General features: G+C 43.3%; 17 protein-coding genes. 1 reads left to right on the forward strand and 16 read right to left on the reverse strand.

Annotated elements, in window-relative coordinates; genetic code table 11:
* Positions 1–40: 40 nt before the first annotated feature.
* The 12 genes from CWI73_RS03730 to CWI73_RS03785 form a co-directional block, all read right to left on the reverse strand.
* Positions 41–1,147 carry a tyrosine-type recombinase/integrase gene (locus CWI73_RS03730; protein ID WP_126751601.1) on the reverse strand — a complete coding sequence of 369 codons (1,107 nt, stop codon included), beginning with the start codon at positions 1,145–1,147 and terminating at the stop codon, positions 41–43.
* The gene (locus CWI73_RS03735) at positions 1,147–1,434 is read right to left on the reverse strand and encodes a DUF4224 domain-containing protein (RefSeq protein WP_126751602.1); all 288 of its coding nucleotides are present in this window, start codon (positions 1,432–1,434) and stop codon (positions 1,147–1,149) included. The genes CWI73_RS03730 and CWI73_RS03735 overlap by 1 nt, the downstream gene beginning before the upstream one ends.
* 415 nt (positions 1,435–1,849) lie before the next feature.
* Entirely contained in the window at positions 1,850–2,293 is a 444-nt protein-coding gene (locus tag CWI73_RS03740) for a glycoside hydrolase family protein (protein WP_126751603.1), read from the reverse strand.
* A 357-nt stretch (positions 2,294–2,650) separates the two neighbouring features.
* The gene (locus tag CWI73_RS03745; RefSeq protein ID WP_126751604.1) at positions 2,651–3,019 is read right to left on the reverse strand and encodes a phage holin family protein; all 369 of its coding nucleotides are present in this window, start codon (positions 3,017–3,019) and stop codon (positions 2,651–2,653) included.
* A 97-nt stretch (positions 3,020–3,116) separates the two neighbouring features.
* Positions 3,117–3,329, reverse strand: a complete 213-nt coding sequence (locus tag CWI73_RS03750) for a hypothetical protein (protein WP_126751605.1) — start codon at positions 3,327–3,329, stop codon at positions 3,117–3,119.
* Positions 3,330–3,331: 2 nt separating this feature from the next.
* On the reverse strand, positions 3,332–3,556 hold the full coding sequence (locus tag CWI73_RS03755) for a hypothetical protein (RefSeq protein WP_126751606.1): 225 nt from the start codon (positions 3,554–3,556) through the stop codon (positions 3,332–3,334).
* A 57-nt stretch (positions 3,557–3,613) separates the two neighbouring features.
* Positions 3,614–3,817, reverse strand: a complete 204-nt coding sequence (locus tag CWI73_RS03760; RefSeq protein ID WP_126751607.1) for a hypothetical protein — start codon at positions 3,815–3,817, stop codon at positions 3,614–3,616.
* 13 nt (positions 3,818–3,830) lie between these two features.
* Positions 3,831–4,886, reverse strand: coding sequence for a Kelch repeat-containing protein (locus tag CWI73_RS03765; protein WP_126751608.1), 1,056 nt, complete (start codon positions 4,884–4,886; stop codon positions 3,831–3,833).
* Between the two features lie 32 nt (positions 4,887–4,918).
* Positions 4,919–5,311, reverse strand: a complete 393-nt coding sequence (locus CWI73_RS03770) for a hypothetical protein (RefSeq protein ID WP_126751609.1) — start codon at positions 5,309–5,311, stop codon at positions 4,919–4,921.
* A complete protein-coding gene (locus CWI73_RS03775; RefSeq protein ID WP_157980624.1) occupies positions 5,308–8,472 on the reverse strand; it encodes a phage tail protein in 3,165 nt (1,054 codons plus the stop codon). Before CWI73_RS03775 ends, CWI73_RS03770 begins: the two co-directional genes overlap by 4 nt.
* 68 nt (positions 8,473–8,540) lie before the next feature.
* Positions 8,541–9,392, reverse strand: a complete 852-nt coding sequence (locus CWI73_RS03780) for a DUF2163 domain-containing protein (protein ID WP_126751611.1) — start codon at positions 9,390–9,392, stop codon at positions 8,541–8,543.
* Entirely contained in the window at positions 9,389–9,997 is a 609-nt protein-coding gene (locus CWI73_RS03785; protein ID WP_126751612.1) for a DUF2460 domain-containing protein, read from the reverse strand. Before CWI73_RS03785 ends, CWI73_RS03780 begins: the two co-directional genes overlap by 4 nt.
* Positions 9,998–10,077: 80 nt before the next feature.
* On the opposite strand from CWI73_RS03785, the gene CWI73_RS03790 reads away from it, so the two are divergent.
* Positions 10,078–10,302 carry a hypothetical protein gene (locus CWI73_RS03790; protein ID WP_126751613.1) on the forward strand — a complete coding sequence of 75 codons (225 nt, stop codon included), beginning with the start codon at positions 10,078–10,080 and terminating at the stop codon, positions 10,300–10,302.
* Positions 10,303–10,338: 36 nt separating this feature from the next.
* Here the strand turns inward: CWI73_RS03790 and CWI73_RS03795 are convergent, their stop codons facing one another.
* From CWI73_RS03795 to CWI73_RS03805, 4 genes are all read right to left on the reverse strand, one after another.
* Entirely contained in the window at positions 10,339–10,905 is a 567-nt protein-coding gene (locus tag CWI73_RS03795) for a hypothetical protein (RefSeq protein WP_126751614.1), read from the reverse strand.
* 94 nt (positions 10,906–10,999) lie between these two features.
* Positions 11,000–13,834 (reverse strand): tape measure protein, encoded by a 2,835-nt coding sequence (locus CWI73_RS03800; protein WP_126751615.1) that lies wholly within the window; start codon positions 13,832–13,834, stop codon positions 11,000–11,002.
* 10 nt (positions 13,835–13,844) lie between these two features.
* Positions 13,845–14,114: a phage tail assembly chaperone gene (locus CWI73_RS12655; protein WP_380299073.1), complete on the reverse strand. Its 270-nt coding sequence runs from the start codon at positions 14,112–14,114 to the stop codon at positions 13,845–13,847.
* Positions 14,115–14,167: 53 nt separating this feature from the next.
* Positions 14,168–14,611, reverse strand: coding sequence for a hypothetical protein (locus tag CWI73_RS03805; RefSeq protein WP_126751616.1), 444 nt, complete (start codon positions 14,609–14,611; stop codon positions 14,168–14,170).
* Positions 14,612–14,651: the final 40 nt, after the last annotated feature.

Consider the following 14,651-nt stretch of genomic DNA (forward strand, 5'->3'; position numbering starts at 1 on the left):
AAAAAGCCGGCATATAGCCGGCGTTTTCGAAGGTTTTTCTTTATTTATCTTTGAATTTTTCAGGCAGTATATGCTCTACAGCGTTAGCGAACTTTCCTCTCAAATACTTTGTAGTCTGAGTTTGAGTTGAGTGACCCAGATGTCTCTGAGATATAGCAATGTCTTGGCTTAGTCTATAAACATCACTCGCGGACTTTGCACGTATGTCGTGAAACCTGCACTCCAGCACACCAGCTTTCGCTCTAGCTCTTATAAATCGAGTACTCAATTCATTCGGTCTAATTTTATCTCGAGTCCTCTCACCGGCGATCAAGTATTTAGAATCAGAGTTGTACTTATGCAAGAACTCTACTACTTCGAGAAGATGTCCGTCTAATTTTATAACACGGTCTCTCTTAGTCTTTGAAGTCAAGATATGCATTTCTTTGTTTTCAAGATCGACATAGCTATCAGAGTCTTCACATTTGTATCGAGTAATTCTGACAAGGTCTCCGGCCCGCAGGGCGGTGTAATATGCGAGATGAAGTATGTACTTTAGCTGCCCCCAAGAAGCTTCTATTATTTTCGTAAACTCCTCATCGGTCATATACTTCTGACGGGGTCTCGGAGACTTAACAAACACGTTTTCAGCAGGGTTCGTTAAGTTGAATAACGGATCGTTCTGACGCTTCCACCGGTAAGCCGCTCGTATCATATTTACGAAAGAGCGAGCCCTTGAACGAGAGCCGCTTTTACTCGTCAACTCACTCTTAACATAGTACCGAAGATCTGATTCTGTTAATTCAGATACTAGGGCCTCTCCGAGCTTCATTTTAGCTAAGTGTTTGCAAGTATCTCGATAGTATCGAGCAGTATTTGAAGAAAACGGGTGCTCGTCGGGTATTCTATCCGCCTCTCGATCATTTATGTACTCAATGAATTCGTACATCAGGTCCGAGATTTTCAGGACTTTGATGTCAATGAAGTCAGGGTTAAACTGACGGTCATAAGCGTTCTTAGCTTCTTGATAAGTAGTGCCAAGCCGTACCCAGGGCGTTACCCACTTTCCGTTCCGCTTTTCTTTCTTTGTGTAGTAGAACGCTCCATTTTTAAAGCTGACGTTTTTTATTTTTGGGTTGCCGCAAGGATAAGTTTTAGACTGACTCATTACGCCACCTCAAACATCTGATCAATCAAGCCAGTATTTCGAGAGTATTTCTTTTTCTGCTTATTGCGCTCAAGTTCAGCTAGACGAGCAAACTCTTCGGTTTGCGCAATCTTGTCAGCAATAGCGCGTTCGCGCTGGCGTATCGCTTCTCGAGTCAGCACGACCTGGTGGCGACGATTAAAGAAACAGTTATAACCATTTCGCGACAAGTATTGATACTGACGAAGCGGCTGCTTATACCCGGTCAGTTGTATTAATTCTTCTTTTGATACGATTTCAGAAGTCATATCAAGCCTCCATTTTGTTGCCTGTACTGCTCTGGTTTCAGTCAACTTTCTTGTTCGAACCAACAACTCTTCCTAAGCTGTCCGCAGCAAAAAAAATGGGCAACTAGAGTTTTGCTACTATAAAAACCTCCTGGAGCTCTTTATTTCCAATGTCTACTAAAATGATAGACTGGTTTACACATCATTGTCAATAATAAAATATAGTTTTATGTTTTATAAGTCTATCTGCATAAGAATTTTAGGCACAAAAAAACCAGCATCTGCTGGTCTTTCACAAAACGAAAATGGCGCTACAAGCGCCGCACATTATAAAGGGTTATAAATTCACATATGTTATAGATACTATATATATTATAGCATTTTCACGCTCTAAACCCTTGATATGTCAAGCAACTTTTTTATTCTTTTTTGTTTCTCAACTTTCACTACGCATTATTGCTGACAATCTGTCAGCTCTTCGCCCAACTTGCTTTGCCCACCTAGAATCAAGCATTTCATCAGCTGCGCGGTCAAAATCGCCCCCTTCTAATGCTTGAATCATATTTTCAAATAGTAAGATTTTAGGTAGGCCAATATTGAAACACATATCTATAAGCACTGCTTTCCTGCTTGCGTTCAAGCGGTCATAGAAGCTGAAGTTGGACTTCAATTCTTGCTCTACGCGCTTAATATCGTTCTTGAGTAAGTAGCTGACTTCGTCATCAGATAAGCCTAGGTCTTCGAGATTTCGACCGACTCCGACAGTGATTTTTCCTGCGGGGCACTTGTAAGCAATGTGCCGGCCCCGGGCGTTTTTAACTTCACCTTCGTGGTCGCGGAGCAACTTTTCGGCGACGAGGTATTGAGGTTGATAATCCATTATCAATTGGCTCCTCCGGTATCCATACCGGTACTACTTGAATTTGATTTTGACTTTAGTGCGATCGTCTAAGATTGCTGCAGCGAAGCCTGAGGACTGCCTAAGAAGTTTAACCATCTCTTCTTTTGAGCCACTTCGCACAGCTTGCCTGTGCGCGTCTTGCTGGGCTTCTTTTAACTTGTTGAGGTGTTGGAGTGATGAAGCCATTAAAAGCCACCTGGGCTTACAGAAGCCCGGCTAAATGAGCGAGGTATAGAACTGGCCAGGAAACGATGCAAAAGCCAATCGACCAAGCGATAATTAGCATTCGGCAGAATGACTTCTGCCAGTCTAGTACTATCTCTAAAGTCGCCCGGCTCATTTTTTATTACCTGAACTGAAGATATCTGAGATCTTTTTCAGGGCTGCTTGGTGCGCTTTTTTAAGCACTGAAATCGTCTCTTCACTGAAAGACGCGCTAAATAGCGCGATAGGTATTGAGTAATCAACACTTAAGCCCACAGCCTTGCACATCAAAAACACCAAGCCGCCAGATAATACGCCTGAAAGCCCTTTCGCAATCATATGCCAAAAACTAAAGCGTTCTTGGTTTTTATTGATGTCAATGATGTAAGCTGCAATGCCCGCAAGCATTGAAAGTATGAGTATCTTGAGCTCTTCTGAAAGTGCGCTCCAGTGAAGCCGCAAAAATTCGAAGATAGAGCTCGGATCTACTGACCCTGGCATCCTTGCCCTCTCTATTCGTTAAATCTGTTTGTATCCACGTTCGAGATTGATGATGTATTCACCCAACGCTCGAGCATCGTCGAGCGGCATACACATCTTATTGTCGATCGTCTCTGCTTGAATTTTCGGCTTTACCGGCATTGTCGGCATCGTGCTCGTGCACGCTGTTATCGAAATGCTCATTAAACCAGACAGTAGGATCTTCTCGAACTTCGCTGACTTCTTTCTCATATTCTTTTTGCTCTTTTCGATTTAATAAAAAGCGCACCAAGTCGGCCAGTGCGCTCAGTAGCTTGATTAAAGAAGACATCGTTAAGCCTTTGACTTCTCGTTAGAAGCATTAGCTTTACGAGGGTTGAGACCCAGCTTGTTCGCAAGTTCTAAGACGAACTGCAAAGCACTGTTGATCTTGCCCAGGATCTTGTCGTCTTTCTTCGTCTCAGTCGCTTTAGCGATCGGTAAAAGAGTGACTGTTAGTGTGCTGAAAGCACCGACTATTGTGAGCATTACTGTTGCGTATTCGATTAGCTGTTCCATAGCTTTTATCTCCGTTTTTTGAGGTAGGTTTGGGTTTAAAGGTGGGTAAAATAAGGATTAGAATGGAAGGCGTTTCTCTTCAGTGTGTTCTACTGCATCACTTGCTTGCAATTGAGCAATCATAGCCTCAGCTTTCGTTGCACGTTCTGATTCTGCAATAGCTTCTGAAGACGGCTTTGCGGGGTCGTGATACTGATTGATGACAAGAGTGCCATCTTTAAAGATCTTAAAACCGGTATCAGTAGTTTCGTATGTATACATATAAGTACTCCTTTTACTCTTTGTAAGCAATGTTAAAGCCGGGTAGAAGCGGTTTATAGCCAGTTTTTAGCTCACCAACATCTGAGTACCCGCCTGTAAAAGTCTGGTTGAAGCGCACAAAATCAGGGTGAGCATATATAGCTTCAATATTGCTTGATTGATTAAAATCAGGAGATTTCGACCACTTTTTTTCAGCAACGTTATATGCATATAGAGCTGTTCCGCTTGCTGTAAGGATAATATCGTCGTGTGTGGATACTGGAGTTATTTGAGTTACTCGTGAGTTGTCGCCGGCTGCATCAATATATTCAGCTGGCAGCGTGTCAATGAGCGTAGCGCTGTCATTAACTGCGTCATACTCATATATTTCGCCTGTTCTTAACTCTGTTTGAGCGTCTTTCGGAAACATTAACAAGACTCGACCAGAGCTAAATAATTTAACGACGTGAAAGCTGTGTCGATCAGCAATTGATACAGCTGATGGAGACCAGGAATTTAATGCTCTATCGTATATATGAAGAGAGCCCAGCACTTCTTGAAGTTGATGGGTTGATACAAGGAACTTGTCAGTTGAGACTCTGGCAACTGAAGTATTTATATTCATATCAACAGGTGCGTCTGCTTTGCGAGTCGATACATATGAATATTGGTCGTAATCAAAATTCAACTCATATACTTCTTTCATAGCGCCGGCGGTCGATGGATCATTTGATCCGAAAGTTAAAAAGTCTGCACGATCAGGATCGTCGTTGATGACTTCTATAGCAAAACCAAAGATGTGAGATGGTAAACCAGTGGGTACTGACATCGAATCCGCGAACTCTACAAAAGATACGCTTCCTGAATCGTAGCTACTTCGCGGAGCGCAGATAAGACTTTTCGCTGAGTTAACAAGTTTCGGCTTAACAAACGATGTATTCATCTTCTTGTCTTCAACCATAACAGCATTATTGTCTGCAATCTTAACCCAGCCCTCCGGCGGCTGCTCTCCTAAAAATTCAGAGACCTGGTCTTTTATAAACCCGTCCTCTGCAACCTGGTCTGGTCCGCTATATCTAAGTAATGCCATAAGACTCTCCTTGTCTTTATGTGATTAATTTCTTATTGAATTACGATAACTGAATTGTCATCAATGACTGCTGACACAGCTTCCTGAACTCCGAGCACTGTTGAAGATAAGTTCAACTGATGTCCGGTCGCGTTCCAAATCACAACTTGCTTCAAACCGTGATTTGTCATATCGAAATTGATGTTTCTCGTTCTTGAAAGCAATGCTCCGGAGTCAGTAATCTTTATAACTCGAGCATCTGGAACGAGCGTAATATCGCTATCTGCACCAACGTCGTGGACTTTCGATTCAGACGCTTGAGCAGCTTGCTGGCCCTGGAAAGCTTCGTCAATTTTGTTAAAGGCTTCATTGACGACAGCTTCTTTGTTGTATTGCTGCCAGGCAAGATATCGAAGGCCTAAAAATGGGGTTGTGTTTGCACTCATAGAGAAACTCCTTTTTCTCTTGAAAGCCGGCGCCCGTTAAATACACTTATTTTAGCGGTAGCAGGCGTGGCTCCGGAATAATTAAAGGTGGGTTGTTCAAGGTTTAGCTCATCGATTAACTGACCCTGCTCATCTTCAATTTCGACGATATATCGTAAATGAGAGATGTCGACTTCAGCGCCTTGCTTCCATTCACCGCCTACCAATACTCTCGGGGTAAAATTAACGGTTTTAGAGCCGTCATCTTCATCGACAACCTCGATATTGACGACATCTAAAGGTTTGGATGAGAGACCTTTGAAGGTAATTGTCTCTGAAGTCGATTCCTCAATCGGCTTACCCGGTAATTTCGCGTTAAACAGTAAATCTTGCTCTAATAGCGAAGCATCAAGCGGTACTTCAATAACATTGTCATCAAGTAAAACGAAGATGTCTTTGTTAGCGTGAGTATCAATCAGATGCTCGGTACCAAGTCGACCGCGCAATAATTTAGTTAAAGTCCAGGTTCCGTCGAGATTATCCTGTACGTCTTTAAACTGAATTATTTCGTATCGCCCGGGCTTGCCGATAGCCGCCATATTCTTGCCGGCAATCATCTCTTCATCAGTTATTGATGACAATGATTGCCAAGGTTGAACTCTCACTGTTAGTGAGCTCTCATCGTCAAAAATATAAGGATTGGCGTTTTGAAGGATGTTGGTCGTGATACCAACAGTCGCTTGAGACCCCGGGTTAGCAATTGTCTGATAACTATCACCTAAGTCTGTACTCATAACGACTGCAGAGCCGCTAAAATTCTCTTTTGTTGAGTAAGCTGCAAGGGTTATCGATGGAGCATCTAGATTCGGGGTTTTTGACGGTATATCGAGAGGAATAACTAGCGGTAAACCGTTTTCTTCTGGCTTTCTCGCCTCAGTTTCTTCGCTTCCAACACCTTGTTTATTAGATTCATAAATAGATGCTGAGTCAGCTACTGCTTTAATCTCTATTATACCATTTTTGCTAAATTCTGATTGTGTTATACGCATCGTCTTTTCAGCGACTCTGACAACGTCGCCGACTTCAAGATAGATGTATTTCATTGGCACCGCGAACTCATAGTTGTTTCGCTCACGCCACATTGCCGTCAAGACGATTTCAGAGATTTGAGCGGCTTGGTTGTCAGTAAGCACCAACGGTAGTCCAACTTGCTGCTTTTTCGTATGAGAAGCGAAAGTCACGCGAGAATATTGGCTCGAAACTTCGTAATCGATGTCTTTTGACTTGTAAGCAATTTCAAGTTCAGTGGGTATTTCTTCAGCTGAAGAGATTGCATCAGAGAACCGCTTCTTGTCTTTAAAAATGACATCTTCAAGCGGAATTTCGGCAACGACTTCACCTTTTCTTTTCTTAAATTCAAGGCTCCAGCCCTTGCTGACAACATCAAACTGGTAGGCAATCATCAGGTCTTTCAGCACTTCCTTTATTGAAGTGTTTCTATCTCTGACATAGCCTGGTACCGCAATTTTATCGATCGAAGTTATATCAATATCATCCGAGCTGTAGTTTGCTTGCTTACAAAGATCTTGGATGATGTACCCGAGGCTCATTTTTTCGTGATCGCCGGACCCTTCTTCTAATCTCGTATACTTATTGAGAACAATGTATTCTTCGGCGCCCTGGTCAACTGACTCGTAGCTAAATACATATAAGAAGCCGTCCTGCGCGAATGCAGTGAATGAAGAGCCTCGATTGGACTTCTCTCTATCGATGTACTCTTTTGAAGCATTTCCAGAATCGAAAAGTACATGATCTGAAATCTTGTAAATGTTTACTGAGCCGCCAGCGTCGCTATCTAAATAATAAAAGAACGGCACCCCTTTTTCTCGACAGACTACACCCTCTGCGCTGCCCATCAGACTGTATAGTCTATTTGATGTGCTAGGTGGCCTTGTTCCATTGTTGTTGTCATACTCACTAAAAATCTCGTAATGCTCGTCGAATACGTATTCTCCTCCGGCTTTAAGGGTCACTGATTGAAAGTAGATAGCGTCAGTATCAACTTCGTTATCTACATAAAAGAAACCGAAGCTCTCAGAATCCTGAAAGCAAAAACCGATCAACTCATAACTGAGGCCTGATTTGCTTACTATTGTTTTCCTTCTCTCTTTATCACGAATAACGATCGCGCCATCTTCTGCTTTGTAAAAAGCAATCGTATCTTTCGTAGATGCCAGAACTACAAGACGCTCGCCATAAAATTCATTATTAAATGACTCACCGAGAAGCATTCCTTCTAAGAAACCGTAAGGTGTTGTGAAATTGGGGTACTTTACTAATTCACCATTGAGATTTAGATCACCGTGAAATCTGTCATTTGACGTTAAATAAATCGATGGCTCTGCGTTTGACATATCAACACGACCAGCTAAAAGGCGCTGCGGCATAATCTCGCCGTTGTATTTTGCGTTGCATCTAGGGTCGTCTAAAACTTCTGATAAGTCTTTTTGAGACTTGCCGTCAAGACGCCAGGATTTGGTCTCGACTTTCTTAATGTAAAGTGCTGGATCATAGTCTTCTTTATAGTTAAAACACTCGACTTTTACTGCCGGATACCGGTTGCCATAATCGTAGAGATCGTCAAAATCGAATACGATGTATGCGAGATCTTTGTAGGCCGGAGTATCAGCCTCGAGCTCTTTCAACCAAGGATCTACCGGCTGATTTTCACCCCCGGTGTATACTGTAAATTTAAAATTCTTTTCTTCTTTCTCTCTTCTTAATCCAAAAAGCGTGTTATCAGTATTAGAAGTAATTACAAAGCCTGAGCTGTCATCTATGTTAGATGTCGTGCCTCCGAATCTCTCGTAAACAACTTTATTATCAAACCAGATTCTTTTAATGCCTTGAATCTTTCTACCCAGCGATACTGCGACCTTTCCATAGTAAAAATATTCTTTTATTGTTGTACCACCGAGCCCCGCGATGTCGCCCTCTTTCCTGGTTTCCACCCTCTCTTGAATAGGCTGTGCATATATGACTGTTCCGGCAACTTGTACATCGCCGTAAATATCATAGATTGGCTCACCCGGGTCTACTTTTAATTGCGCGACTTCTTTCACACGGCCAACTTCGACAGTCGTTGCAGCAAGCACGAAGTCGATCATCATACCGATGGCCATACCCCACGGGCCTAAAAATGATAGTAAGAATGAAAACATATAACGAAGTCCTTTTCGTTAAGTTAGAATTATTGTCGAGGAACGACTCGAGATTGGTAGAACTTGTTGCCCGGAATGAACGGCTCTCCACGAAAATTTTCGTGGTTGTCGATACCAAATTTTGTCTTACAAGCGTTTAAAGTTTTTGGGCAGCCCGGCAAGATATTGAATGAGTCGTCGACAGAGATTTGGTTAGGTAGATTGCTGACAAGCTCTATAACGCCATCATTCCAGCGCTTCACGTTCGCTTTTAAACCAGAATTTAAGCCGGAGGTGAAAGTGATTTCTCCGGCATCAAAATACCCAGGCTCGTGGTTTAAGGTGGCCGGCTTGAATTCAATATCAGACACAATCTCACCGACAAAGTCTGAAGCTCTATGATCATCAGCATTCAAGCCGCACTTGCTGTCAAAAACAGTTGCTCGGCAGCTGTACGAATAGCTGTCTCCGAATTTAGAGTTTAATCGTTGCTCAAAGCCTCTGAATTCAGATTCAAAATGTTTATTGTCAATGACTTTAAAATTACCAACAGTACCCCGGGTTAGCTTAATTCGCTCATTCAAATCGCTTCTCATAGCGATGAATACTCGAACTTCAGCATTGTCGAACTGTCCGTTCAAAATCCTTGCTGGGTCTATGAGATCTTTTTCTACCAGGCCAGAAAAGTCCATATTTGAGACACTTCCATCTCCTTCGGCTTTGTAAGTCGTTGGAGCGATACCGATAGCACTTCGGTAAAGTACTTCATCGTGCTCGATGTCATAATCAGCATCAGTAAAGCCGTAAACTTCTCCTGTTTTAAGAGTGAAGGTCCAGAAAAGAGATAGCTCAGTCACTCCTGACTCTAAATGCTGCTGAAGTTTTGAAGATAGCTGTCTCATTCATACACCTCGATCAGTGGAATATCTGCGATAGAGCCGTTTTCAAAGCCATCAATTGATACATCCAGGGTGTCGGTATCGAAGCGCATCGGAACGTAGAATTCATAGCCTGCCCGGACTGTATGATCGAGTCCTGGAGGTGTATCTAACTCAATTTCGCCGGTGTTGTAGTTGATAAGAAAGTTGTTAACTTCCTCTCCATTAACCATCACTTTTACAGTGCCAGGTTTCGGGCAGCGAATATCGCGAGCGTAATCTTCATAGAGCTTAATCAGCTGAAACTTGGTTTTCTCTCCATCGCCATAACCGATTAGCTGATCGCCTGCAGTAATAGGTCCTGACATAGTTTCGGTAGATTTATAATCAAGCCAATCTTTGTATTTGAATGAGTGCGCCCGGCCGCGACATCGTCTGAATAGCTCAACAACGTATCTCAGCTCTTCGATAGTCCTAATGCCGTAGGCCACATTTACTCTTAGGCGCTCTTTATTCCATTCAATATTTCGGCTCTCACGCTTGCCGAATTGGACGATAGAGGTCTTAAATTCAGGGCCAGAACTCGTTCCTCGAGATACGCCCTCTGGAAAGATTATGTCTAATAGCATATTTGAAATTCCGTTTTACTTTATATAATTTCACTGTTATATTGAAACGCCATCAGCTTAGAATTAAGGATGGTGGGCTTATGTTGATTATGTGGTTTTTTCAGTTAAACGCGCTTGTGTTTTTTCTTGCTATCTATTTGTTAGCAACGCCTATTGCTTACTTTTTCTATGGTCTAACCCGGTTTTTTGATGCAATAAAGCTAACGTGGATCGGCGCGTTCTTCTTCTTTTTCTGTCAGTTCTTCGAGTGGTTTTCAAATGTAGCTAAAGCGGCTATGAGTGCCGCTAGCGACTTTAGTAGCTGATAATTCTATTATATCAAAGTCGGTTTGATTTGGTTGCTACTTGCGCTCGTGCAGTATGTATGGCAGTAAGTAATCTTGTAGTTTGTCTGTATATTGTATAAGCATCTTCACTAAGTGATTATAATTGTCGTCTCCAGGAAAACTTGGACACATACTAACTCTCTGGTAGTAGTAAAGAACTTCAGATATCCGATCGTAATATTCTTGATCAAAAATCTTGATGAATCTGAATAACTCTTTGGATATAAATTCATCATATCCTTTATCTAGTGAGCTAATCCTTGAGTCTATCTCGTTGATAGTACGATCTCCTAAGTCATCCTGCTCTAGAAACGACTGGTATTCTAAGCACTTCACCTTTAAATTATGGAGAGTTGTATGTAGTCGATCAGCGATTTCTGATTTCTTTTTAGAGACTTCAACCTTCTTCCATTGATTAAAAGCAAGACAGGCTAGTCCAGCTAAAATTATGGTTCCGAATGGAGAGAGATATTCTGGCTTTACTCTGACAACACCGTGCAAAAGATAACCCAGTGCAATAAGGCTCATTGCTAGCAAAAAATAAATAAAGTTCTCTAGATGCTTATCATTGATCTTCTTCACTCGACACCTCCTTGTTTTCAATCACTATACCCGATTGCCGGCAATAAAAAACCCGCCATAATTATGGCGGGTTTTAAGTGTTTGAAGTCAAGGATTAACCACGCTGATTAGCCCGGTTGACGGTCTTAGCTAACTGGTTCGCAAGTTGGCTTGCAGAGCGTTCGATACCCTGAGCGTCTTGAATACCGGAGATGTGAAGTTGAATGCTTGTACCACCCGAGCCGCCGCCAGACTTTTGAGCGTTCGCTATCTGGTTTTGATTCATTATCCGACCGTTAGACTTGGGCACGAATAACTCAGGCTCACGCTCTCCGACAATATAACTCTGACCGGCATAGACATTACCGCCGGTTGCACGTCCGGGCATTCCGAAGAATGACGTTAGCATTCCTCCAAAGCCTCCGCCGCCCATATTAGCGCCCATTTGCTGTAGATATTGGGTTAGCTGGCTGGCCATCATATCTGCTGCCATTCTTTGAAGTATATTTTTGAAACGCTCTCCGATTCCGTCGATCTTGCCGTTCATCACGTCAAAGAACGTATCAGAGAAAGCCCCTTGCATCTGTTGTCCTGCATCTCGCCAGATCTGCTTCATTTCATCAGCTGCAACCTGCGCTTCATCAATCATCTTCGCGTATTTCTGTTGCAGATATTCAAACTTCTCGGGCGCGATTTCGCCCTCAAAGCTATTCAGCTGCTCCATACGCTCCTGAAGTTTTTCGACTTCAGTTTTCGCTTCATCTAAAAACTCTTGTTTCAACGAAGCGCGATTTAGCTCTTGTTGCTTTGCAATCAAGCCGTCTAATGCTTGCTGGCCAGCTTCACCCATTGCTCTTAATTCATCAGCAAGGTCCGAGTTCTTGAGCTTGTAAACGTCAGCTTCTCGCGAAGTCATACCCAGCATATTGATTTGATCTTGAAGATTTTGCTTGTAGTTATTCGCTTCTTCTAAGATAGACCCGCCGATCGCGTCAGCTTGAGCCTGTTTTAATCCGGCGAGGGCTTTCTTGCCTGCTTCGCCCAGGGCTAATAGCTCCTTACCAAGCTTAGAGGCTTCGAGCTTGTAATTAGCAGCTTCGATCTTAGTCATACCTAAGACTGCTTGCTGATCAATCAACCCAGCCTTCATCTTCTCAACATCCTTGATGACAACATCAAGTAAAGGCTCATCGAATGTAGCTTTTACGAACTCTTCAACGGTCTTAAACTCGTATCCGCTCTGACGTAGAGTTTCTTGAAGGTCTCCGTGCTCAAACCGGTATTTAAGCATTTCGCGGCGGGTTAGCTCGTAGCTGTTAGCTTCTTGCTTGAGCGCAATGACCATTTGCTCGATACGCTCTTTCGAAGCCTGGGCTTTTTGAGCTCCTGCTGCACTGCCCTCGGAAACATCCGGATCATTCTGAAGAGATGACTTAGAAAATGAAGATGACGCGCCGTTCTGCAAGTCTCCGATGAAGCTATAAGTATCATTGCCGACAAGGCTTTTTAAAACACGGTCAGCTTCAGTAGCCTTATCAGCTGTATTTTTTGCTTCAGTTGCTAGTTTTCTTAACCACTCAGTAAATGGACTCGATTTAGGCGGCTCAACATCAACGCCCATAACCCGCTTCCATTTCTTATGTGTCTCTTCGGCGCCTTTCTCCATTTCTTTATCAATAGCTGCAAGCTCGTTAATAAGCTCAGCACGCTTCATATAGAAGTTCCAAGACATCTCGGTGCCGGCGGCATTATTGATTGCGCTCATAGCGTCCATTGCCATCAGCATAATGCCTTTTAAAGAGCGTTCTACTACTGTAAAGCCTTGCTTAGCACTGGATACTGAAGCAACGATAACGTCTATGAACTTAGATATACCGGTGAAGAGCATATCGGCGGCTTCAAATACGTTAGAAAACTCAGCGTTAATGCCTGAGACTGCGTCGATTAAATCAGCAATTGATAGCATCGAAGACTTCATTACTGACGTGATTTTCTCACCGAACTCAACCGCATTCTCTGCGTCTAATACTTCATTCATCGTGTTATAGACGTCTTTCAGTATTGCTTTCAAGAAGTCGAAAGCGCCGGCGTTCATAACTTCGATCTGGAACTCTTGCCAGACCGATTGCATACGAGCTACTAACCCCATCCAGGTCTCTGACAGGGCTTCCATCGAGCCGCCTAGCCCACGGTATTTAACTATCTTCTGAAGAGCTTCAGAGATTCCGGACGCCGTTTTTTCGGCTTCAAGAACGTAGTCTTTGCCGTTGACAGAGAAGCTGAAAAACACTTTATCAAGTGTCTGGTTAGCTTTAATACCAAGTTCTTTAAGACGTTCGAACTCACCGGTCACCGCATCAGCAAGCGCTTCAACAGGCTGCTGAAGAGGACGGCCCATTGCCGCCGCAAGGTCGCCCAGGTCTCGAAGTAAGTCATCTTGACGACCATCAATGCCGTATGACTGCAAACGCACAAAAGAGTCTGCGACTTCTTGAAGATTAAAAGGAACTTCACGCGCAAAATCACGAATCCAGTCCATCGACTGCTCGGCTGCTTTTGAAGAGCCCTGGACGCTTTTAAGAACAACATTCAAGCGCTCAAACTGTACCGCTGTATCTAAGAAACCCTTAGCAGCAACACCGCCGCCGAATAGCGCAAAAGCACCGCCAATAGCAGTTTTAAGACTAAGCACTGACCGAGTTAAAGACATAGACATATTGCCAGCGGTCTTTGCCAGCAATGCCATCTCGTGACGTAAGCCCTTAACTTTCTTTTCAGTTTTGCCGGCCGCACCGCCGGCGCCCTTAGCTGAATCTTCGAACTCGTCTTTGAACTTCCGGGCCTTTCTTTCAAGGTCAGAGAAGATATTAACGAGCGCACGACGGCCGCGCTCAGCTTCTGAAGCGTTTATTCCTACGCCAACTTCTGTATCTACTCCGCCTTGTGCCATTCCTTAGCCTCTAAGAGTTCCTGTGGGTTTCGTTGTATTCGTCGAGATATGCTTGATCGATTGACTGAATTAGAAAGATGAAGGTCTCGGGTTCGAGTGGTGAGAGTCCGAAATCGTAATAAGCTTTGATGTCGGCCATTGAGAGTGGGTTGAGACCAAAGCCATTTGAAGTGCGGCTCATTGAGAGTGATTCGAATGCTCGAACAATGTGCTCCAGGTCGTTTGTGAGTTTTGGCCGGTCCTGAAGAGCCGGAACATCTTGCCCGGCTTCTTCAAGCATCGTCAGATAGTCAATTGACCCGGACCATCTAACATTCCATCTAACCCATTCCTCTACTTTTTTTTTGCTTTCTGGGTGATTTCGTACTTGTAGTTATCGCGATTCTTAGCGTGAGTGAAGATCATTGTCGCCAACTCAACGAACTCATCGTTCGTCATAATGTCGAGCGCTAATTCACGGTTGAATGGAATCTCACCGTCTTCATCGACCAGGCCGCGCCAGTCCAAAATGACAGCTTCAGCGATAACTTCGCAGGTAATCTGATTAAACTCGTCCGTAGTGATTTTTACGTCATCTACAGTTGCGTCTTCGTTATCCTTTTTAAGCTCTTCAAGCTTGCTTTCAATTAGAGCTTCACGCTTCTTATTGATTAAATTGACGCACTTGTTGCTGCCAATGTGGGCAAGTTTGAATTCAAGGCCTTCGCCAAACTCAATCCAGCGTCCGCCCTCAATGTCGTCCATTTTTAAACGATATTTGTTAATGTGAACTGCCATATAAGCCTCCTTGCTTATTACTTCATTCCGAAAGACTAGG

It is taken from the genome of Idiomarina piscisalsi, from assembly GCF_003987095.1.
GTDB classification, from domain to species: domain Bacteria; phylum Pseudomonadota; class Gammaproteobacteria; order Enterobacterales; family Alteromonadaceae; genus Idiomarina; species Idiomarina piscisalsi.

Coding starts and splice junctions, on each gene's coding strand:
- CWI73_RS03805 (WP_126751616.1), bottom strand. CDS start 14,611: ATGGCAGTTCACATTAACAAATATCGTTTAAAAATGGACGACATTGAG.
- CWI73_RS03770 (WP_126751609.1), bottom strand. CDS start 5,311: ATGAGTGCAAACACAACCCCATTTTTAGGCCTTCGATATCTTGCCTGG.
- CWI73_RS03730 (WP_126751601.1), bottom strand. CDS start 1,147: ATGAGTCAGTCTAAAACTTATCCTTGCGGCAACCCAAAAATAAAAAAC.
- CWI73_RS03745 (WP_126751604.1), bottom strand. CDS start 3,019: ATGCCAGGGTCAGTAGATCCGAGCTCTATCTTCGAATTTTTGCGGCTT.
- CWI73_RS03775 (WP_157980624.1), bottom strand. CDS start 8,472: ATGGCCATCGGTATGATGATCGACTTCGTGCTTGCTGCAACGACTGTC.
- CWI73_RS03785 (WP_126751612.1), bottom strand. CDS start 9,997: ATGCTATTAGACATAATCTTTCCAGAGGGCGTATCTCGAGGAACGAGT.
- CWI73_RS03780 (WP_126751611.1), bottom strand. CDS start 9,392: ATGAGACAGCTATCTTCAAAACTTCAGCAGCATTTAGAGTCAGGAGTG.
- CWI73_RS12655 (WP_380299073.1), bottom strand. CDS start 14,114: ATGCTTGAAGAAGCCGGGCAAGATGTTCCGGCTCTTCAGGACCGGCCA.
- CWI73_RS03765 (WP_126751608.1), bottom strand. CDS start 4,886: ATGGCATTACTTAGATATAGCGGACCAGACCAGGTTGCAGAGGACGGG.
- CWI73_RS03735 (WP_126751602.1), bottom strand. CDS start 1,434: ATGACTTCTGAAATCGTATCAAAAGAAGAATTAATACAACTGACCGGG.
- CWI73_RS03740 (WP_126751603.1), bottom strand. CDS start 2,293: ATGGATTATCAACCTCAATACCTCGTCGCCGAAAAGTTGCTCCGCGAC.
- CWI73_RS03755 (WP_126751606.1), bottom strand. CDS start 3,556: ATGGAACAGCTAATCGAATACGCAACAGTAATGCTCACAATAGTCGGT.
- CWI73_RS03750 (WP_126751605.1), bottom strand. CDS start 3,329: ATGTCTTCTTTAATCAAGCTACTGAGCGCACTGGCCGACTTGGTGCGC.
- CWI73_RS03760 (WP_126751607.1), bottom strand. CDS start 3,817: ATGTATACATACGAAACTACTGATACCGGTTTTAAGATCTTTAAAGAT.
- CWI73_RS03800 (WP_126751615.1), bottom strand. CDS start 13,834: ATGGCACAAGGCGGAGTAGATACAGAAGTTGGCGTAGGAATAAACGCT.
- CWI73_RS03790 (WP_126751613.1), top strand. CDS start 10,078: ATGTTGATTATGTGGTTTTTTCAGTTAAACGCGCTTGTGTTTTTTCTT.